The sequence below is a fragment of the Halogeometricum limi genome, assembly GCF_900115785.1.
Classification (GTDB): domain Archaea; phylum Halobacteriota; class Halobacteria; order Halobacteriales; family Haloferacaceae; genus Halogeometricum; species Halogeometricum limi.
Map to the genome: position 1 here is coordinate 208,581 of NZ_FOYS01000004.1, position 19,098 is coordinate 227,678.

Sequence of the window (19,098 nt, forward strand, 5' to 3'; positions counted from 1 at the left end):
GAAAACCGTTAAAAGTCGCCGAAGGGTGACTTGAGGTATGGCTGGAACTATCGAAGTGCTCGTTCCCGGCGGAGAGGCCAACCCCGGCCCGCCGCTCGGTCCAGAGCTCGGCCCGACCCCGGTGAACGTTCAGGACGTCGTCCAAGAGATCAACGAACAGACCGCCGCGTTCGACGGGATGGAAGTCCCCGTGACGGTCGAGTACGACGACGACGGCTCGTTCAGCATCGAAGTCGGTGTCCCCCCGACGGCCGAACTCATCAAGGACGAGGCCGGATTCGAGACCGGTTCCGGCGAACCCCAGGAGAACTTCGTCGCGGACCTGAGCATCGACCAGGTGAAGAAGATTGCAGAGCAGAAGTCCTCTGACCTCCTCTCGTACGACACGAAGAACGCCGCGAAGGAAGTCGTCGGGACCTGCACCTCGCTCGGTGTCACCATCGAGGGCAACAACCCCCGCGAGTTCAAGAAGCGCATCGACGACGGCGACTACGACGACCAGCTCGCCGCGTAAGCGTCTCACTACTCCAGCGGGACGACACTCACTTTTCGGACACGCGACCGACCCCCGAGAGCGTCGCGGCCGTCCACGACTTCGCCGCCGCGACGACTCGTGAGGAGGGGCGGTCGCGTGTGGCCCAGTCGCACGGAGACGGCGCGTAGGAGCCCGATAGCGCGCTCTCGCGGCACGTGCTTCGACGGACTTAAGGCCGGCATTCCCGTCAACCCGCACGAGGCAGGCAGACGCCTGTTTCACTGACCCGTAGGAGCAATCCTGCGTACTACGGAGGTGAATAATGGCAGATACGATAGTTGACGCAGTCTCTCGCGCACTTGACGAGGCACCTGAGCGGAACTTCCGCGAAACGGTCGACCTTGCGATCAACCTGCGCGACCTAGACCTAAACGACCCGTCGAAGCGTGTCGACGAGAGCATCGTGCTCCCAGCCGGCACCGGACAGGAGACGCAAATTGTTGTCTTCGCGACTGGCGAGACCGCGCTCCAAGCAGAGGACGTCGCCGACCGAGTGATGGACGGTAACGACCTCGAAGACCTTGGAGACGATTCGGACGCCGCCAAAGACCTCGCCGACGAAACGGACTTCTTCGTCGCGGAGGCAGACATGATGCAAGACATCGGCCGTTACCTCGGGACCGTCCTCGGTCCTCGTGGTAAGATGCCGACGCCGCTCCAACCGGACGACGACGTGGTCGAAGTTGTGAATCGAATGAAGAACACGGTCCAACTCCGCAGTCGTGACCGCCGGACGTTCCACACCCGCGTGGGTGCCGAGGACATGTCGGCCGACGAAATCGCGGAGAACATCGACGTCATCGTTCGTCGTCTCGAGGCGACCCTCGAGAAAGGCCCCCTCAACATCGACGGGGTCTACGTCAAGACGACGATGGGTCCGTCGGTGGAGGTACGCGCATGAGCGAGAGCGAGTCCGTCCGCAAGACAGAGACCATCCCCGAGTGGAAGCGCATCGAAGTCGGTGAGCTCACCGACTTCCTCGAAAGCTACCAGTCCATCGGTGTCGTGAGCGTCACGGGCATCCCGAGCCGCCAGCTGCAGAGCATGCGGCGGGAACTCCACGGCAGCGCCGCGCTCCGGATGAGCCGTAACACGCTCACCACGCGCGCGCTCGAAGAGGTCGACGACGGCCTCGAACAGCTCACCGAATTCGTGTACGGGCAGGTAGCCCTCGTGGGGACGAACGACAACCCGTTCGGCCTGTACAAAGAACTCGAAGCGTCGAAGACGCCTGCACCCATCAACGCGGGCGAAGTCGCCCCGAACGACATCGTCATCCCCGAGGGTGACACCGGTGTCGACCCGGGTCCCTTCGTCGGCGAACTCCAGCAGGTCGGTGCGTCTGCGCGCATCATGGAGGGCTCCATCAAAGTCACCGAGGACTCGCACGTCCTCGACGAGGGTGAAGTCGTCTCCGAAGGACTCGCAAACGTCCTGAGCGAACTCGGTATCGAACCCAAGGAGGTCGGTCTCGACCTCCGCGGCGTCTACTCCGAAGGCGTCCTGTTCGAGCCCGAAGAGCTCGCAATCGACGTGGACGAGTACCGCGCGGACATCCAGTCCGCCGCGGCCGGTGCCCGCAACCTCTCGATCAACGCCGGGTACCCCACCACGCAGACCGCACCCACGATGCTCGCGAAAGCCGCCGGCGAGGCGAAGGCGCTCGGAATCTTCGCCGCCATCGAGGACCCGGAACTCGTTCCGGACCTCGTCGCCAAGGCAGACGCGCAGCTCCGCGCGCTCGCGGCCCAAATCGACGACGAAGAGGCGCTCCCTGAGGAGCTCCGCGGCGTCGAAGCGCCCGCAGCGCCGGCCGCCGACGAGGCGGACGAAGACGAATCGACTGACGAAGAAGCAGAAGCAGACGCCGAAGCCGACGACACCGACGACGACGACGACGAAGACGACGGTGCCGACGGACTCGGCGCGATGTTCGGATAACATTCGAGGTACACAACAATGGAATACGTTTACGCAGCTCTCATCCTGAACGAATCGGGCGAAGAGATCAACGAAGACAACGTCACGGCGGTTCTCGAGGCCGCTGGCGTCGACGTCGAGGAATCCCGCGTCAAGGCGCTCGTCGCCGCGCTGGAAGACGTCGACATCGAGGAGGCCGTCGAGACGGCCGCCGCCGCCCCCGCGCCCGCCGCAGGCGGCAGCGCCGGTGGCGAAGTCGAGGCCGCTGACGACGACGACGAGGCCGACGAAGAGGAAGCAGCCGACGACGACGACGACGAAGAAGAAGAAGACGAGTCCTCCGGCGAGGGCCTCGGCGAACTCTTCGGTTAAACCGAGAGTTCCGCGTCCATCCGGACGTCGCTTCTCGAATCGTCAGTACAACCCGCACTTTTTCGAGTCCACCCGACAGTACCTACTCCGACTCGACGCGAAGGCGGGCGTCTCCCGACCGCGTGTCGACGGTCGATAGCTCCCGCTCTTCGAACGGTCGGGCCTCCCGCCGATACCGTTCGTAGACGCCCTCTGCCCACTCGCGGGCCTCCGGCGAGGCGGTGTCGATGACCGCTTCGAGTTGCGCGGTGTCGGGGTCGTGGCCGCAGAGGCCGATACAGTCGTCCATGATGTTGAGTCCGCAGCGATTCTCGTCCGGGAGGTCGTCGTGGAGGAAGATGGTGCAGTTGTCACGCTCGAACGCGCTGGCGGTCAGTTCGGGATTCCAGTCGACGATGGCGCGGAGAATCTCGGGCGAGTAGACGTACTCCATCTCCATGCCCTCCAGTACGCGTCGGCAGAACACGTCGAGATTACCCGACTTGTAGATGGTCGTCCCGAGTCCGCGGATGGACTCTGTCGACTCCAGGAGGTGGCTCACCCGTTCGACGGGCGTGTACGGATAGCTCGGTCCGGGGTACGAGACGACGAGGTCCTCGAAGCTCTCCACCGCGAACCCGTCCATCTCCCTCGGGAGCCACTGCCAGACCTCACGGAGCGTCTCGCACGTCCGCATCCCGGCTCGAAGCTCCAGAAACCGCTCGCTCACGAACGCCCCCAGTAGCGTGAGTTCGTAGCACGGACCGTCGCGCCTGACCCACGAACGACGCTCGAAGTCCCGGAGGATGCGCCCGATGGTCGGGTCGGACGCACCGGTCGCCTCGCGCAGGTCGCGCCGGTCGTACTCGCTGTCGGAGAGGGCCTCCAGCGCCGCGACACGATGCTCCGACCGCGCGATGAACCCGATAGTCTGTGTCGCGTTACCCATGCTAGCAATCGACGATGCAGGCATAAAACGGTTCAGTCGAGTCGGGCGGCTGACTAATCGCCGCGTCCTCCCGACTCGACGCGGACGCGCGTCCACCGTACCGCTCTCATCCCAGTTTCGCCTGGATGTGTTCGATGACCGCGCTGTGCTCCTCCTGCGGGCTGAACATGACGATTTCGGAGTCTTCGCGCGCGCGGACCGTGTGCCCCGGCGGCCAGTAGAACAGGTCGCCCGCGCGGGCCGTCTCCCGACTGCCGTCGGTGTAACTGACGCCGAGGTCGCCCGTCAGGACGTACCCCCAGTGCGGACACTGGCAGTGGTCGTCTTCGAGGCCCGCCAACAGCGGGGTGATGTCCGTCCCGGCGGCGAAGGTGAAGTACTCGCCGCTGAGTTCTCCGTATCCGCTCGCGTCACCGAACCCCGTCCGCTGGCGAGCGGTGGCGTCCGGCGTGTCGACTCTGACTGGCACGTCTCGTTTGGCTTGCTTCATCTCGTTGGCCTCCCGGCGTTCTGACCGACGAACCCGACCGACCTGTAGTTATTTCGTGAATAGTTTCACCGCGTGAAAAACGGTCTCCGCCGCAGACACGTCTCCGTCGCTCGGCGGTCTCCGTTCGTCGCGAACGTTCAAATACCATCGAGCGGCCAGCACGCGCAGATGACCGTCTCCGCTCTCTCGCTTCCGACGAACGCCGCCGCCCTCACGCTCGCGTTCGCCTTCGGCGGCGTCCTCCTCGGCGCGGTGAGCGGTCTCGTCCCCGGACTACACGTGAACGCGCTCGCACTCTTGCTGGCCGCCGCCGCGCCGACGCTCCCCGCCCCGCCCGCCGCCGTCGGTGCCGCCGTCCTCGCCGCGGGCGTCGTCCACACCTTCTTGGACGCGATTCCGGCGCTGGTCCTCGGCGTCCCCGACGCGGCGACGGCCGCCGGGTCGCTACCGGGACACCGCCTCGTCCTCGCCGGGCGCGGGAAGGAGGCGCTCAGACTCTCCGCCGTCGGGAGTTTCGCGGCCGTCGTCGTCGCCGTCCCGCTCTCTCTCCCCCTCTCGCACCTCGTCGCCGCCGGCCGTGCGGGACTGTACGCCGCGCTCCCGTACGTCCTCGCCGCCGTCGTCCTCGCACTCGTCGCCGCCGAACCGACGTGGCGGACGCGGGGCTGGGGAGCCGCCTGTTTCGCGCTGGCGACGGCGCTCGGACTCGCGACGCTCGGCCGGCCGACGGCGGGTTCGCTCGTCCCCTCCGAGGCGGCGTCGATGCTCGCACCCCTGTTCGCGGGGCTGTTCGGCGCGCCGGTGCTCCTCGACGCGCTCGATAGCCGGGGCGCGTTCCCCCCGCAGGAGGGAACGGCGGTGGCGCTGTCGGCGCGCGAGACGTTCCGGGCGGCCGCGTCCGGCGTCGGCGGCGGCGCACTCGTCGGGTACCTCCCCGGCGTCTCGGCGGGCGTCGCGACGGTTCTCGCACTCGGCGGCGTCGGCGGGGAGACGGCGGGCGGACGGACCGGTAGCGAGCGGACCGACCGCCTGTACGTCGTCGCGACCAGCGGTGCCGACACGGCGACGGCGGTGTTCGCGGCGGCGGCGCTCGTCGTCCTCGGCGACGAGCGAAGCGGCGTCACCGTCGCGCTCTCGGCCGTCGGCGGCGGGGCGTCGCCGTTCGGGTCCTCCGGCGCACTGGCCGTCGTCGTCCTCGCCGCCGGCGTCGGCGCGGTGGCGGTTCCGTTCCTCGGAGACCGGTATCTCGCCGTCGTTCGCCGACTCCCGCACCGACCCCTGTCGCTCGTCGTCTTGGTCGCGCTCTGGGTGTTGGCCGGCGCGTTCGCCGGCGTGTCCGGCGTCGCCGCGTTCGCCGTCGCCACGTTGGTCGGCCTCGTCCCGCCGCGGGTCGGCGTCCGACGCGTCCACCTGATGGGTGTGCTGCTCGGTCCCATCGCACTCGGATAGCCGAGAAAAGACAATCGTTAAAAGTCGCGGACGGTTCCTTGTCTCTATGAGCCAGTCTGAGCAGCGTCACGCCCGACAGTGCGTGTCCTGCGGAATCAACATCTCCGGCATGAGCGCAGCGACGTTCGACTGCCCGGATTGCGGTACCGAAGTCTCGCGCTGTGCGAAGTGCCGCAAGCAGAGTAACCTCTACGAGTGTCCCGACTGCGGATTCATGGGTCCATAATCATGGGGAAAGTCGCTGCCAAGATGAAAGTCATGCCGAACAGCCCCGAAATCGACCTCGACGAACTCCAAGAGCGTCTCGAAGACTCGCTCCCGGAGGGCGCGAAGATAAACGGCTTCGAGCGTGACGACGTGGCGTTCGGCCTCGTCGCACTCCTTCCGACGGTCATCGTCCCCGACGACGCCGGTGGGACGGAAGCCGTCGAAGAGGCGTTCACGGACGTCGAAGGCGTCGAGAGCGTCGCAGTCGAGAACGTCGGCCGCATCTAACGTCGCCGGCTCGTCGGGGTGACCCGACGCGACGTTCACTTTTCAGTCGCCGCGTTCCAACACGAGGAGTCCGACGAGCGGCGCGAGGATGAACCCCGTGCCGAGTGCGAGAAAGAACACGACGGTCGGGTCGCCGCCGAGTGCCCATCCGGCGGCGACGCCGACGAGGGCACCGACGAGGATACCCGCCGTCGCCCCCACTCCGAACTGTTCGGCCGCGTGACTGGAGGAACCAATCACGGACTCTTCGGCTCCGACGTCGTACTCGACTACCGACTGCTCCCCCGAACGGGCGTCGCCCCCCGAGGTGAGTTCTTGTGCCATGCGAGTCCGTACTCCGGCCAGTGTGTTATGTTTTATCGCAGTTCTCTCGGTGTGAGAGAGATGCGACGACTCAGAACGCGGCGTCGAACGCCGCGTCCAGGTCCGCCTTCAGGTCGTCGACGTGTTCGATGCCCACCGAGACGCGGACGAGGCCATCCGTCAGCCCCGCCGCGAGACGCTCTTCGCGAGGGATGGCCGCGTGGGTCATCGCCGCCGGTTGCTCGATGAGGCTCTCGACGCCGCCGAGGCTCTCGGCCAGCGTGAACACCTCCGTCTCCGAGACGACGGTCGAGGCCTGTTCGAGCGTCCCGTCCACCTCGAACGAGAGCATCCCGCCGAAGTCGTCCATCTGCTCGGCGGCGAGTTCGTGCTGTGGGTGCGCGTCGAGGCCGGGGTAGTAGACGTGGTCGACTCGGTCGTGGTCGTCCAACCACCGCGCGAGTTCCTGTGCGTTCTCGCAGTGGCGGTCCATCCGGACGCCGAGCGTCTTCGTCCCGCGGAGGACGAGAAAGCAGTCGAACGGCGACGGCGTCGCGCCGACGGAGTTCTGGTAGAATCCGATCCGTTCGTCCAGTTCTTCGTCGTCGGTGACGAGTGCGCCCCCGACGACGTCGGAGTGTCCGCCGAGGTACTTCGTGAGCGAGTGCGAGACGACGTCCGCGCCGTGTTCGAGCGGTCGCTGAAGGTACGGCGTCGCGAACGTGTTGTCGACGGCGCAGAGCGCGTCGTACTCGTGCGCGAGGTCCGCGAGCGCGCCGATGTCGTTGACGCGCATCAGCGGGTTGGTCGGCGTCTCCACCCAGAGGAGCGCCGTCTCCTCGCGCATCGCGTCTTCGACGGCGGCGTGGTCCGTCGTGTCCACGAAGTCGAACGAGAGGTCGTACTTCTCGTACACCTGCGTGAAGATGCGGTGCGTGCCGCCGTAGACGTCGTCGCCGGTCACGACGTGGTCGCCCGCTTCGAGGAGGTTCAGCACGGTGTTGATTCCCCCCATACCGGAGGCGAACGCGCGCCCGTAGTCGCCGCCCTCCAGGGCGGCGAGGTTGGATTCGAGGTCGGTTCGCGTGGGGTTGCCCGTGCGCGAGTACTCGTAGCCGCGGTGGTCGCCGGGGCCGTCCTGCACGTACGTCGAGTTGGCGTAGATGGGCGTCATCAGCGCGCCCGTCTCCTCGTCGGGTTCCTGTCCGGCGTGAATCGCGCGCGTCTCGATTCGCTGGTCGTCGTGTTCGTCCATGCCACCTCACTCGGGGGCCGCGTAGTAAACGGTGGCTACATCCGCGCCGAGGGTCGGGGCGACTGCCGGCGGAAACGACGACGCCTCCGTCCCGTCGCGGCAGTCTCCCGCACGCGCGAGACAGGAACGTACGTTTTATAACTGCGTCACCAGTACACTGTCTCACGACTATGCCGAGTTCCAACGGTCCGCTTCACGGTACGCGAGGAAAGCTCTCGAACAAACCGCGCGAGCGAGGTACCTCGCCGCCGCAGCGAGCGATTCAGGAGTACGACGAGGGGCAGAAGGTCCACCTGAAGATAGACCCCAGCGTCCGCAAAGGTCGCTTCCACCCGCGCTTCAACGGTCACACGGGCGAAGTGATGGGCAAGCAGGGACGCGCGTTCAAAGTCGAAATCAACGACGGCGGCAAACTGAAGACGCTCGTCGTCCGACCCGCACACCTGCGCGCACAGCAGTAACTCCACACGCCGATGACCATCTTCAAACAGAAGGTAGACGAGGAGTACCTCACCACGAGCGAGGTCAAGTCCCTCCTCGAAGACGTCGAGGCCGAACGCGCCGCGGACGAAGAGCGTGAACTTCGCTACGAACTCGCTCGCGCCATCGAACACGTGAACCGATTCGCCGTCCTCGACCCCGAGGAGTCGCGCGAACTCGTCGAGGAACTCCTCGAACTGGAGAAGGTGGACGAGACGACTGCGTTCAAGATTGCGGACCTCCTTCCGCAGAGCCGGGACGAACTCCGCGCCGTCTACGCCCAGGAACGGTACGCGCTGAGCGGGGACGAACTGGACGAGATTCTGAACGTCGTCGCGAAGTACGCGTAATTCGGCGGCTCCGTCGCCGTCATCCGCCTCTTCGATATCACTCGTTCGAGCCGCCGGCTCGCCGATTTCCACGCCGAAGCGTCACTTCCGATACGCACCGCCGCGTCCGTCCGAACACGGAGTGCGCGCCACAGAGCGGTCGGCCGGAGAGAGAGTCCGAGAGGGTGACGAACGGGAACGACGGATGCCTACGGCGACGGCGACGGCGACGAGGAGAAACGGAGCACCCGCGACTGCGTGAACCGGCGGTCGTCGGGCCAACTTTTTAAATACGCCCTCGGCGTATCGATTGACATGACAAGCGCTGAGACCGGAGACGCCGACCCCGAGCAGTCGGTCGACGAGACCGAGAGCGGCGCCGACGAGACGGCCGAGGACGTACAGTACGCCGTCGTTCTCGACCACCTGCCCCACGGCCGGCCGGACGACGACCGTCCGCGGTACAAGAAGTCCCCGCTCGCGTACGCCCTCGGAGAGCGCAACTTCCGACTCTTCGAACTCCGACTCGGCGACGACTCGGACGTCTCCATCGGCGACCGAGTCGTGCTCTACCCCGCGGAGCGACGCGAGGCGGTCGAAGAGTTCCGCGAAGTGAGCTACGACGACGTCTCGAACACGGCCCACTCGGAGCTAGAGTACGTCGTCGAAGACGTCGTCACGGAGAACGAACGCCGGTTCGTCGACTTCTACAACGACGCACAGCCCATCACCCTCCGTCTGCACCAGTTGAACCTCCTGCCGGGCATCGGGAAGAAACTCCGCAACAACATCCTCGACGAGCGAAAGCGCGGTCCGTTCGAGAGCTTCGAGGAGCTAGAAGAGCGCGTCTCGGGGCTTCACCACCCGCGCGAGGTGCTCGTCGAGCGTATCATGGAGGAACTGCGCGACGACGACCTGAAGTACAAGACGTTCGTCGGTCGGAGCGACTGACCGCGGACCCGAGACGTTTACACCCGCTCGGACAGTATCGTCCTCCGATGACCGAGCCGCAGCCAGACGCGACGGAGGCCGCGGCGCACGCCCCACGCGACCCGGACCGACTCGTTCGACGCGCGGGCCTGCGCGGCGACCCCGACCAGGACCAACACTTTCTCGTCGACGACCGTGTGTTAGACCGCATCCCCGGCTACCTCCCCGAAGACGCGGACACCACGCACGTCCTCGAAGTCGGCGGCGGAACCGGCGCCCTCACGGACCGTCTGCTCCGCGTCGCCGACCGCGTGACCGTCGTCGAACGCGACACGCGACTCGCCGCGTTCCTCCGCGAGGAGTTCGCCGACGACGTCGAGTCGGGACGACTCACGATTCTGGAGGGCGACGCGCTCGAAGTCGACCTCCCCGAGTTCACCGCCTGCGTCTCGAACCTCCCGTACGGCATCTCCTCGGAGATAACCTTCCGTCTGCTCCCGCGAGGCGTCCCCCTCGTGTTGATGTTCCAAAAAGAGTTCGGCGAACGGATGGCGGCCGAGGCCGGAACCGACGAGTACGGCCGACTCTCGGTGAGCGCACAGCACTACGGTGACGTGGAAGTCGTCGAGACGGTGCCCAGAAAGGCGTTCTCGCCTGCTCCGGCCGTCGAGAGCGTCCTCGTTCGCGTGACGCCGCGAGACCCCGACTACGAGGTGAGAGACGAGGCGTTCTTCTTGGACTTCGTGAAGGCGCTCTTCACTCAGCGGCGAAAGACCATCCGCAACGGTATCCGCAACACCGCGCACATCTCCGGGCTGTCGGACCCGGAGGCCGTCGTCGACGCCGCGGACGAAGAGGTACTCCGGAAACGCGCGGGGAACATGGACCCGCGAGCGTTCGCCGAACTGACGGCGCTCGCCGACGAACACGGACGGTGAACTGATGGAGGTGGTGTCGGCCGTATCGGCGACGTTGCAGACGGGGCAGCTACAGGCGGCGCTGTTGCAGTCGAGTGAGGTGGGACTGGACGTTCTCGGCGACCTCGTCCCGTCGTTCGCCGGTCGCGTCGCCGTCACCGCGGGCGTCGTCTTCGTCGTGACGCTCCTTCTCGCGAAGGGCGACGAACTCCACGAACGCGACCCGCGGGGCGTCCCTGCGGCGCTGTGGAGTCTGAGCGTCACCCTCGCGACCATGTCGCTGACCGTCGGCGCTGCCGTCGTCATCGTCGGTCTCTGGAACCAGACCCAGCAGGTGGCGTCGGTGTTCGAGGGCTACCGGTTCGGCTACGACTCGTTCGTCAAGTTGGGGCTCTCGATGCTGCTTCTCGTCGGCGCGTACACGATGACGAGTCTGGTCCGACGGCTGGTCGACGAGGTGACGGCGGCGCGTCCGACGGTCAGCCAGCACCAACGGGAGATAGCGTACCGACTGGCGCAGGTGTTCCTGTACGTCGTCGGCATCGCCATCGTCCTCGCCATCTGGGAAGTGGACCTCGGCGGCATCCTCGTCGGGGCGGGATTCCTCGGCATCGTCGTCGGGATGGCCGCGAGACAGACGCTCGGTGCCCTCTTGGCCGGGTTCGTCCTCATGTTCTCGCGCCCGTTCGAGATCGGCGACTGGATTCAGGTCGGCGACCACGAGGGAATCGTCACCGACATCACCATCGTCAACACGCGAATCCAGACGTTCGACGGCGAGTACGTGATGGTGCCGAACGACGTCGTCTCCTCCGAGAGCCTCGTCAACCGGAGTCGGAAGGGACGACTCCGCATCGAGGTGGAGGTCGGCGTCGACTACGACGTCGACCCGAAACACGCCTCGGACCTCGCACTGGAGGCGGTGGAGTCGCTGGACGAACCGCTGAGCGTGCCGACGCCGCAGGTGGTGCTCAAGCGATTCGCCGACTCCGCCGTCGTCCTCGGCGTGCGGGTCTGGATAGACCGCCCGAGTGCGCGTCGCAAGTGGCGGACGCAGACGGCGGTCATCTCGGCGGTCAAGGAGGCGTTCGAGTCCGAGGGAGTCAAGATACCGTTCCCCCAACGCGAACTCATGTCCAGAGCGGAGGAGGACGGGTTCGTCCTCGCCGGCGAGGTTCGGGACGGGACCGAGCGTCGGCGACGGGCGGGCGCGACGACCGACGGCGGGAACGAGTCGGAGGAGCGCTCGGAAACTGAGGCCGAATCGGAGGCAGAGGCCGAATCCGGGACCGACGACGGCGCGACGGACGGTGACGAGGAGTGACGGGTCGTGACCTCGCCGAACGGCGCGGGATGGAGACGAACGTCTACCAACCCGCGGAGGACTCCGCGCTCCTCGCGGAGGCCGTCGTCGACCACGCCGAAGGCCGATTTCTCGAAGTCGGTACCGGGTCGGGGTGGGTCGCAGAACGGGCCGCCCGGGAGGCGAACGTCGAACGCGTCGTCGCCAGCGACGTGAATCCGCACGCCTGCGAGAGCGCGCGCGAACGCGGCGCGACGCTCCGCGAGGAGGGTCACCTCGGCATCGACGCGGTGCGCGGCAACCTCCTCGACCCCTTCCGCGAGGACTCGTTCGATACGGTGGCGTTCAACCCGCCGTACCTCCCGACGGACCCCGATAACGAGTGGGACGACTGGATGGAGCAGGCGCTCTCGGGCGGCGAGACGGGACGGAAGTTCCTCGACCCGTTCGTCGACGACGTGGGGCGCGTCCTCCGTCCGGGCGGCCGCGTCCTCCTTCTCGTGAGTTCGCTCGCCGGGTTCGACGATGTCGTCGCGCGCGTCGAATCCGCCGGATTCGACCACGAAACGGTCGTGCAGGAGTCGTATCCGTTCGAGGTGCTCTCGATTCTCCGACTGACAAAATAACTGCTACGAATATACGGCATCAGCAAATATTAAGCGTCGGCATTTCGTAGCCGAGTGTGATGACCGAATTGGTAGCGACGTCGCCCGGGTTGTTCCCCCTCCCGGACTGGGCGAAGTCGGACCTCTCTGACCTCAAAGGGCACCAGAAAGACGACCTCATCTCCGGCGACGAGTCGGAGGCCATCGTGGGCGTCTACGACGAAGCGCGCGAAGAAGTCGTCTCGGACCAACTCGACACCGGTCTCGACCGAGTCGTCGAGGGACAACTCCGCTGGGACGACATGCTCGCGCACCCCCTCGCCGTCCACGACAACGTCGAGACGGGCGGTATCGTGCGGTACTACGACAACAACAACTTCTATCGCGACCCCCGCGTCACCGGCGAACTGACGTTCTCCGGCGACGTGGCCGCCGAACTGGAGTCGGCCGCGACTCTCGCCGGAGAGACGCCGCTTCAGGCCGTCCTCCCCGGTCCGTACTCGCTCGCGGAACTCGCCTCGAACGAGCACTACGACGGCGAGACGGACTTCCTCGCGGCCGTCGGTGACTTCCTCGCCGCCGAAGTCGAGGCGTTCCCCGAACACGAGACGCTGTTCCTCTTGGACCCCTCGCTGGTGACGGACGCGCCCTCGGACGACGTCGCGGAGCTCGTCCCCGAGGCCATCGACGCCGTCGCGGGGTCGACGGACGCCGACGTGGTCGTCCACACCTACTGGGGCGCACTCGACGAGAAGACGTACGCGCACCTGATGGACGCCGACGTCGAGGCCATCGGCTTCGACTTCGTCGCCGGCGACAGAGAACAGACGCTGTACAACCTCAACGAGTACGGCGCGAAAGACGACGTGGCTCTCGGCCTCGCCGACGGCCAGAACACCCTCGTCGAGGACCCCGAGACCATCCGCGAACGCGTCGACTGGGTGAACGACCAGATTCAAGCGAACGAGTTCGACACGGCGTATCTGACGACGAACACCGAACCGTTCTACCTGCCCGTGAACAAACATCAAGAGAAACTGAGCGCGTTGGCAGCGGCCGCAGACCTCGAATCGGAGGTGGAGGCGTAATGTCCCGAAACGCCGAAAACCGCGAACAGTTCCGTCCGCACGACCACGAGTCGGAGCACTTCCTTCTCACCACCGTCGTCGGCAGTTACCCGAAGCCGAAGTGGCTGAACCGCTCGAAAGAACTCGCCGACGACGAGGCGTCGAAGTTCGACGCCGAGGACTTAGAAGAGGCGTACGACGACGCCTCCCGCGTCATCACGCACGAACACGAGAACGCCGGCCTCGACACCGTCGTCGACGGCGAGATGCGCCGCGAAGAGATGGTCGAGTACTTCGCACACCGCATCCCGGGCTACGAGTTCAACGGCCCCGTGAAGGTGTGGGGGCACAACTACTTCGACAAACCCTCGGTGGCCAGCGAAGTCGAGTACGACGAACCGTGGCTGGTCGACGAGTTCGAGTTCACCACGAACGTCGCCGAGAAGCCCGTCAAGGTCCCCATCACGGGGCCGTACACGCTCGCACGCTGGTCGTTCAACGAAGCGTACGACACCGAGGCGGACCTCGCGTACGACCTGGCTGACCTCGTCAACCAGGAAGTCGAGAAACTGGTCGAGGCGGGCGCGCGCTACATCCAGATAGACGAACCCGCACTGGCGACGACGCCGGACGACCACGCCATCGTCGGCGAGTGTCTCGAACGCATCGTCGACGGTATCCCGGAAGAGGTGCGCATCGGTCTACACGTCTGCTACGGCGACTACTCGCGCATCTACCCCGAGATAAACGACTACCCCATCGACGAGTTCGACGTCGAGTTGTGCAACGGCGGCTACGAACAGATAGACGTGTTCACCGACCCCGAGTTCGAACCGGACCTCGCACTCGGCGTCGTGGACGTCCACACCGCCGAAGTCGAGTCCGTCGAGGAGATAAAAGAGAACATCAAAGAGGGTCTCAAGGTGGTCCCGCCGGAACGACTCACCGTCTCGCCCGATTGCGGCGTGAAACTCCTGCCGCGCGAGGTGGCCTACCGGAAGATGGAGAACATGGTGACGGCCGCACGCGAAGTCGAGGCCGAACTCGACGCGGGCGAGATAGACGTCACCGCGCCGACGCCGCAGGCGGACTAACCGCGTCGACGCCGCAGACGACGGAAACACCGGCGACACGCCGCCGGCCGCCGTGCTTCGATGTGCCGCGGCCCGACAACGTTCGATTTATTATCTGTTACGGCGGACGTGACTCCGTCAGAGGCACCTTCTTTCCACTTCGGTGAACGTTGCCGCTCGCGCCCGCAGTCACCGCCACGGATTCTGCCGGAGTTCGCGGACCACCTCCGGTCCGACACGGAGCGTGCAGGCCGTCTCCGGACGCGCGATGCAGGGGAGGACGTAGCCGCGACGCCGATGTCTCGTTCTGAGCGCCCGCGGTTCGGTGTCGTATCCGACGACACCGGCGACGAGATAGCTGGTGCAGGTGCCACAGAACCCGCGGCGACAGCCTGCGGGAAGACGCACCCCTTCGCGTTCCGCCGCCGCGAGGACGCTCTCGTCGTCGCAGGACACCACGTCCTCGCGGCCGTCGGCCCACCGCAGGCGGACACGGGTCACACCCACACGTCGCTGGTGCAGTCGGCGTCGGGCCAGCGAATCTCGTGCGCCCGGGCGGGCCCCGCCGGGAGCGTCCCGAAGTCGACGAGGAAGTCCGTATCGAGCGTCATCGTCCCCTTCCGCGGGTTCACGTCGGCTTTCAGCATGACCGACCCCGCCTCCGCCTCGCCGGGGAAGAACTGGTCGTCCCACGTCGAGTACAGCGAGGTGGTGAAGTACAGACGCGTCCCGTCGAGCGACAGTTGGAGCATCTGCGGTCCGGCGTTCAGTGGGCGGTCACCCGTCGGGTTCGGGTCGCCGTAGAGGCCGCCGACGGCGAGCGTGTCCGTCAAGCGGGGGTGCGCCCGGTCCGAGGCGTCGTACATCCGCACCTCGCCGTGGACCCAGTTCGAGAAGAACAGATACCGGTCGTCCATCGACACCACGAGGTCGGTGATGACGCCCGGGACCGGAATCTCCCAGTCGTCGTGCTCTCTCGTCTCCACGTCTATCACCTTCTCGGCGCGGAACTCGCCGTCGCGCTCGAAGAAGTGGAATACGTTCGAAGAGAGGGCCGCACCGACGTAGCCGTGCGTCGACTCCGGGTCGTGGAGGAACCGGACTTCGAGGGGTAACAGACCCTCCTTGCCCAAGTCGAGCGTCTGTCTCACCTCCCGTTGCTTCCAGTCCCAGACGTGGATGCGCCGACCGTACCGCCCGGCTTCGACGTCCGCGAAGTCGAACCCCGGTTGGTACGTCTTCGGTGCGGCCCACTCCGAGGAGACCATCACGTTTCGGCGAGGCTGGTACCAGAAGTCGTAGTTCATCGATATCTCGCCCGGCGGGTCCCACCGACCGACTATCTCGAACTCCGCGTCCAGTTCGAGGAAGCCGCCGGGGAGGTCACCGTCCGCGTTCCCGAGCATGCTCACGAGGATGGACCCGCCCGGTGCGCAGTGGACCGTGTGCGGCGCGGAGAGGTCGTACTCGGACACCGACTCGGGTTCGATGGTCCGCACCAACTCGGGTTCGCGCCGGTTCTCGGTGTCTATCACGTGGATGCGCGAGGACCGCTGACCGGGGACGAGGAGGTAGCGCCGTTCGAGGCCCTCGACGTGGCACGACGACGAACAGGCGTTCCACCCGAAGTGGTGCAGTTCGTCGCCCGCGTGCGGCATCGGAACCTCGTGAAGCACCTCGCAGTACGTCGCCGAGTCGGGGTCGACGTCGACGACGGTGAGTCGGTCCGGCGCGTCCACGTCCGTCCCGACGTACAGCGCGGGGACGTACGCGACTCGCTCCGGTTCCGACTGTTCGATAGCCGCCTGCGGCGTCGCGTATCCGACGTGGTGGTGGGCGTGGTGGGCGTGTCCGTCGGTGTGCGTCGCTACGTCGCTCATGTGAGAGGATACTATCGGGAAGAGAATAGCGGCGTGAGTTACCGCAGGGTAGTATCCGTGCGGATACGGTACGAACCCGGGACTGTCAGCACAACGTGATTATAGCTAGATATTTGCGCTCAGTCTGCGATATCTCCCGTACTCATGCGGGAAGATAACATGGGGGATGGAGAGGGACCGACGAGAGGGGGAGCGCGACGGGCGTACCCGGTCGCTCGGCGAGCAGTTCTCAGAGCGGTCGGCGCGTCGTCCGTCGTCGGACTCGGCGTCGGAAGCGTCGCGGCCCAGGAGGGACACGGCGACCACCACGGTGACGAGAGCGGCGGGGAGAACGGAGCGGGGAACGGAGTCGCGGAGACGCCGCCGCGGATAGACCCGCTGTTCGGGTACGCCTCTGGCGGGCCGAACCCGTGTGCCGGGAGCCACCACGAGGAGTCGGACGAGACCGGCGGCGGGTCCGACCACCCCGCCGACTGCTTCGCGTCGTTCCCCGGGTCCGTCCGTCCGACGCACGAAGTCGAGATGCACATCGGCATCCCGGGACTCCTGTTCGCCGTCGGGGGGCAGGGCGTGCTCTCGGACGTGACGACGCAGAGTATCGGCGAGGCCGTCGCCGACGGCACGGTCGACCGGTCGGAACTGCACCGCCCGCGCGCGACGGTGACGGTCCAGACGCCCGACGGACCGGTGGACGTGACCGTCGAAGAGATAGCCCGGTTGGTCGCACAGACCGTCGGCTTCCACTTCGAACCCGCCGGACTCCACGTCGCGCCGGGGGACGTCGTCCTCTACAGCGCCGAGACGCCCGACCACGCCGTCGCGTCGTACCACGAACGGCACGGCCGACAGAACCGCGTCCCCGACGGGGTCGGGCCGTTCTCGTCGCCGCTCGTCCCGGTCGGCGGCTACTGGCTGTACCGGTTCGACACGCCGGGCGTCTACGACGTCTACTGCCCGCCGCACGAACCGTTCGGAATGGTTCAGCGCGTCGTCGTCAGCGACGGCGACGTCCCGGAACCCTCGGTGGAGATGACCGGTCGGCCTCCGGAAGACCACAACCAGCTCGCGGCCATCCTCGGCGGCCTCGACCCGAACGTCCCGAGTTCCGCGGCGGCGCTGGAGACGGCGGCGCTCTCCCCCGCGGCCATCGTCGAACGGGGAGCGGTGCCGTGGGCGGACGTGGTGGCGGACCACCGAAGCGGTGGCCCCGGAACGCCGGGCAGTTAAAATCGACCGTTCACTGTTTTTTCAGGACCGTCGAAGGTCGCGGAGCCACGACTCGTCTTCGGTCTCAGGCGTTCGTGCGGTCCCCGGCGTCCGCGCTGTCCTCGCCGTCGCCGCGCCGACGACCCAGCGGTCCCCGACCCGCCGGACGGGTATCTCCTCGCCGACGGCGTCGGAGAGGCGGTCCGGCGAGACGCCGCAGGCGGCGGCGACGCGTTCGAGCGGCGTCGTCCCGGTCAGTCGGTCGGGAAGCGGCGTCCACACGGGGAGCGTCGCGTCCGGGTCCGTCATCGGAAGCGCCACGTCGAATCGGACGCCCGGCGTCCGCGCGAACCGCCAGAACAGCCTCCCGCCCTCCCGACGCGACTCGGGGACCACTCGGCGAACGACGCCGGAGTCGAGATGTGGCGTCTCCGCGAGCGTCGCGAGGTGCGTCTCCACGTCGCGGATGTCCGCCGTGGAGCCGGTTCGGACGGGTGCGACGGCGGCGAACAGGCGGTCGAACACGCGCGTCGCCGTCCACGCCGTGACGGCCGTCAGCCCGACGGCGAACGTCGTCCCCGCCGCGAGCACGGCGACGAACAGCCAGAACAGCAGTTCCAGTTCGCTCATGGCTGTGGTCGGTTCGCAGAGAGATTAGCCGTTTTTCGGCGTCGAGAGGACGGTCAGACGGGCGAGAACGTCACCGGCCGCTCGCCGCCACGCGCCGCTGGCGGTCGGTCTCTCCGTTCGGTCGGGGACGTCGTCGCCGCGTCCACCGGTCCGGACGCGAGAACGAACGCTCTCAGCGCGTCGAGACGGCCGGTGACACGGACGTCGCTCTGCACGGTGAGAAAAACGGAAGAACGCGCAGCAGACCTAGTGGTCTTCGTCTTCGTAGAGCCACGTCGCGTCGACGCGCTCGTAGTCGACGAGTTCGTCCTCGTCGAAGAACAGCGAAATCTCGCGCTCGTTCGCACCCTCGTCCTCGTGGTCCGAGGCGTGGATGACGTTGCGGCCGAGGTCCAGTCCGTAGTCACCGCGGATGGTGCCCGGTGCGGACTCGGCGGGGTCGGTCTCGCCGACCATCGAGCGGACCTGACGGGTCGCGTCAGCGCCCTCCCAGACCATCGCGAAGACGGGTCCGGAGGTGATGAAGTCGACGAGGCCGTCGAAGAACGGCTTGTCCTCGTGTTCGCCGTAATGTTCGTGAGCGAGTTCCTGGTCGATCTGCATGAACTTGCCACCGACCATCTTGAGGCCGCGCTCCTCGAAGCGGGAGACGATGTCTCCGACGAGGTTGCGCTGGACGCCGTCGGGCTTGACCATCACGAACGTGCGCTCGTCGTGGTGGCTCATTCCTCAGACGCCCCCGAAGGACCCTTCTCCGCTCGACCCTGCGCCGTCCACTCTAAGTCGCGCGCCTCGCGACCGAGGAAGTAGTTCTTCTCGGCCTTCGAGTCTTTGAAGTGGAGGATGGTCCCGTCGTTCTTCACGTACATCGTGCCCGTTCCGGGCTCTATCTCGTCGCCGCTGTAGTCGCACGTGCGGTGTTCTACCATTG

At 66.5% G+C, this 19,098-nt stretch carries 25 protein-coding genes; 16 read left to right on the top strand and 9 right to left on the bottom strand.

The genetic code is table 11. The features are described 5' to 3' along the window. The first annotated feature begins 37 nt into the window (after positions 1–37). From BM282_RS12920 to rpl12p, 4 genes are all read left to right on the top strand, one after another. Complete coding sequence (locus BM282_RS12920) at positions 38–514, top strand: 50S ribosomal protein L11 (RefSeq protein ID WP_089881719.1); 477 nt, start codon at positions 38–40, stop codon at positions 512–514. 283 nt (positions 515–797) lie between these two features. Next, a complete protein-coding gene (locus tag BM282_RS12930) occupies positions 798–1,436 on the top strand; it encodes a 50S ribosomal protein L1 (protein WP_089881725.1) in 639 nt (212 codons plus the stop codon). Continuing rightward, positions 1,433–2,476, top strand: coding sequence for a 50S ribosomal protein L10 (locus tag BM282_RS12935; protein WP_089881728.1), 1,044 nt, complete (start codon positions 1,433–1,435; stop codon positions 2,474–2,476). The genes BM282_RS12930 and BM282_RS12935 overlap by 4 nt, the downstream gene beginning before the upstream one ends. An 18-nt stretch (positions 2,477–2,494) precedes the next feature. After that, positions 2,495–2,827, top strand: coding sequence for a 50S ribosomal protein P1 (rpl12p, locus tag BM282_RS12940; RefSeq protein ID WP_089881729.1), 333 nt, complete (start codon positions 2,495–2,497; stop codon positions 2,825–2,827). 82 nt (positions 2,828–2,909) lie between these two features. Here rpl12p and BM282_RS12945 read toward each other — a convergent pair whose 3' ends face one another. Beyond that, positions 2,910–3,755: a helix-turn-helix transcriptional regulator gene (locus tag BM282_RS12945; RefSeq protein WP_089881732.1), complete on the bottom strand. Its 846-nt coding sequence runs from the start codon at positions 3,753–3,755 to the stop codon at positions 2,910–2,912. Between the two features lie 106 nt (positions 3,756–3,861). After that, entirely contained in the window at positions 3,862–4,245 is a 384-nt protein-coding gene (locus BM282_RS12950) for a cupin domain-containing protein (RefSeq protein ID WP_089881735.1), read from the bottom strand. A 168-nt stretch (positions 4,246–4,413) separates the two neighbouring features. Here BM282_RS12950 and BM282_RS12955 point away from each other — a divergent pair, with 168 nt between their 5' ends. The 3 genes from BM282_RS12955 to BM282_RS12965 are packed head-to-tail and all read left to right on the top strand — an operon-like array spanning position 4,414 to position 6,189. Beyond that, the gene (locus BM282_RS12955) at positions 4,414–5,694 is read left to right on the top strand and encodes a tripartite tricarboxylate transporter permease (protein WP_089881736.1); all 1,281 of its coding nucleotides are present in this window, start codon (positions 4,414–4,416) and stop codon (positions 5,692–5,694) included. Between the two features lie 46 nt (positions 5,695–5,740). Further along, positions 5,741–5,920 (top strand): HVO_2753 family zinc finger protein, encoded by a 180-nt coding sequence (locus tag BM282_RS12960; RefSeq protein WP_089881739.1) that lies wholly within the window; start codon positions 5,741–5,743, stop codon positions 5,918–5,920. A gap of 2 nt (positions 5,921–5,922) precedes the next feature. Next, positions 5,923–6,189 carry an elongation factor 1-beta gene (locus BM282_RS12965; protein ID WP_089881742.1) on the top strand — a complete coding sequence of 89 codons (267 nt, stop codon included), beginning with the start codon at positions 5,923–5,925 and terminating at the stop codon, positions 6,187–6,189. A 42-nt stretch (positions 6,190–6,231) separates the two neighbouring features. Here the strand turns inward: BM282_RS12965 and BM282_RS12970 are convergent, their stop codons facing one another. Both BM282_RS12970 and BM282_RS12975 read right to left on the bottom strand, forming a co-directional pair. Further along, positions 6,232–6,513, bottom strand: coding sequence for a hypothetical protein (locus tag BM282_RS12970; RefSeq protein ID WP_089881746.1), 282 nt, complete (start codon positions 6,511–6,513; stop codon positions 6,232–6,234). A gap of 70 nt (positions 6,514–6,583) precedes the next feature. Next, positions 6,584–7,747, bottom strand: a complete 1,164-nt coding sequence (locus BM282_RS12975; protein ID WP_089881749.1) for a cystathionine gamma-synthase — start codon at positions 7,745–7,747, stop codon at positions 6,584–6,586. Positions 7,748–7,917: 170 nt separating this feature from the next. On the opposite strand from BM282_RS12975, the gene BM282_RS12980 reads away from it, so the two are divergent. From BM282_RS12980 to BM282_RS13015, 8 genes are all read left to right on the top strand, one after another. After that, positions 7,918–8,208 carry a 50S ribosomal protein L21e gene (locus tag BM282_RS12980; protein ID WP_089881752.1) on the top strand — a complete coding sequence of 97 codons (291 nt, stop codon included), beginning with the start codon at positions 7,918–7,920 and terminating at the stop codon, positions 8,206–8,208. A gap of 12 nt (positions 8,209–8,220) precedes the next feature. Next, positions 8,221–8,577 carry an RNA polymerase Rpb4 family protein gene (locus tag BM282_RS12985; protein ID WP_089881755.1) on the top strand — a complete coding sequence of 119 codons (357 nt, stop codon included), beginning with the start codon at positions 8,221–8,223 and terminating at the stop codon, positions 8,575–8,577. A 294-nt stretch (positions 8,578–8,871) separates the two neighbouring features. Further along, on the top strand, positions 8,872–9,507 hold the full coding sequence (locus BM282_RS12990) for a DUF655 domain-containing protein (RefSeq protein WP_089881757.1): 636 nt from the start codon (positions 8,872–8,874) through the stop codon (positions 9,505–9,507). Positions 9,508–9,554: 47 nt separating this feature from the next. Then, positions 9,555–10,424 (top strand): 16S ribosomal RNA methyltransferase A, encoded by an 870-nt coding sequence (locus BM282_RS12995; RefSeq protein WP_089881760.1) that lies wholly within the window; start codon positions 9,555–9,557, stop codon positions 10,422–10,424. 4 nt (positions 10,425–10,428) lie between these two features. Beyond that, positions 10,429–11,727 carry a mechanosensitive ion channel family protein gene (locus tag BM282_RS13000; RefSeq protein WP_089881763.1) on the top strand — a complete coding sequence of 433 codons (1,299 nt, stop codon included), beginning with the start codon at positions 10,429–10,431 and terminating at the stop codon, positions 11,725–11,727. Beyond that, positions 11,724–12,332: a HemK2/MTQ2 family protein methyltransferase gene (locus tag BM282_RS13005; RefSeq protein ID WP_089881766.1), complete on the top strand. Its 609-nt coding sequence runs from the start codon at positions 11,724–11,726 to the stop codon at positions 12,330–12,332. Before BM282_RS13000 ends, BM282_RS13005 begins: the two co-directional genes overlap by 4 nt. Before the next feature lie 59 nt (positions 12,333–12,391). Continuing rightward, positions 12,392–13,399 (top strand): 5-methyltetrahydropteroyltriglutamate--homocysteine methyltransferase, encoded by a 1,008-nt coding sequence (locus BM282_RS13010; protein WP_089881769.1) that lies wholly within the window; start codon positions 12,392–12,394, stop codon positions 13,397–13,399. Further along, positions 13,399–14,472 (top strand): methionine synthase, encoded by a 1,074-nt coding sequence (locus tag BM282_RS13015; RefSeq protein WP_089881771.1) that lies wholly within the window; start codon positions 13,399–13,401, stop codon positions 14,470–14,472. The genes BM282_RS13010 and BM282_RS13015 overlap by 1 nt, the downstream gene beginning before the upstream one ends. A gap of 168 nt (positions 14,473–14,640) precedes the next feature. Here the strand turns inward: BM282_RS13015 and BM282_RS13020 are convergent, their stop codons facing one another. Both BM282_RS13020 and BM282_RS13025 read right to left on the bottom strand, forming a co-directional pair. Further along, positions 14,641–14,952: a 2Fe-2S iron-sulfur cluster-binding protein gene (locus BM282_RS13020; protein ID WP_089881774.1), complete on the bottom strand. Its 312-nt coding sequence runs from the start codon at positions 14,950–14,952 to the stop codon at positions 14,641–14,643. Continuing rightward, positions 14,949–16,331: a selenium-binding protein SBP56-related protein gene (locus tag BM282_RS13025; protein WP_089881775.1), complete on the bottom strand. Its 1,383-nt coding sequence runs from the start codon at positions 16,329–16,331 to the stop codon at positions 14,949–14,951. The genes BM282_RS13020 and BM282_RS13025 overlap by 4 nt, the downstream gene beginning before the upstream one ends. A 144-nt stretch (positions 16,332–16,475) precedes the next feature. On the opposite strand from BM282_RS13025, the gene BM282_RS13030 reads away from it, so the two are divergent. Beyond that, positions 16,476–17,558, top strand: coding sequence for a cupredoxin domain-containing protein (locus BM282_RS13030; RefSeq protein ID WP_139229728.1), 1,083 nt, complete (start codon positions 16,476–16,478; stop codon positions 17,556–17,558). A 21-nt stretch (positions 17,559–17,579) separates the two neighbouring features. Here the strand turns inward: BM282_RS13030 and BM282_RS13035 are convergent, their stop codons facing one another. From BM282_RS13035 to BM282_RS13045, 3 genes are all read right to left on the bottom strand, one after another. Continuing rightward, positions 17,580–18,167, bottom strand: coding sequence for a hypothetical protein (locus BM282_RS13035; protein WP_089881780.1), 588 nt, complete (start codon positions 18,165–18,167; stop codon positions 17,580–17,582). A gap of 246 nt (positions 18,168–18,413) precedes the next feature. Further along, complete coding sequence (gene ndk / locus BM282_RS13040) at positions 18,414–18,893, bottom strand: nucleoside-diphosphate kinase (RefSeq protein ID WP_089881783.1); 480 nt, start codon at positions 18,891–18,893, stop codon at positions 18,414–18,416. Continuing rightward, positions 18,890–19,096 (bottom strand): 50S ribosomal protein L24e, encoded by a 207-nt coding sequence (locus BM282_RS13045; protein ID WP_089881786.1) that lies wholly within the window; start codon positions 19,094–19,096, stop codon positions 18,890–18,892. Before BM282_RS13045 ends, ndk begins: the two co-directional genes overlap by 4 nt. Between the last annotated feature and the right edge of the window lie 2 nt (positions 19,097–19,098).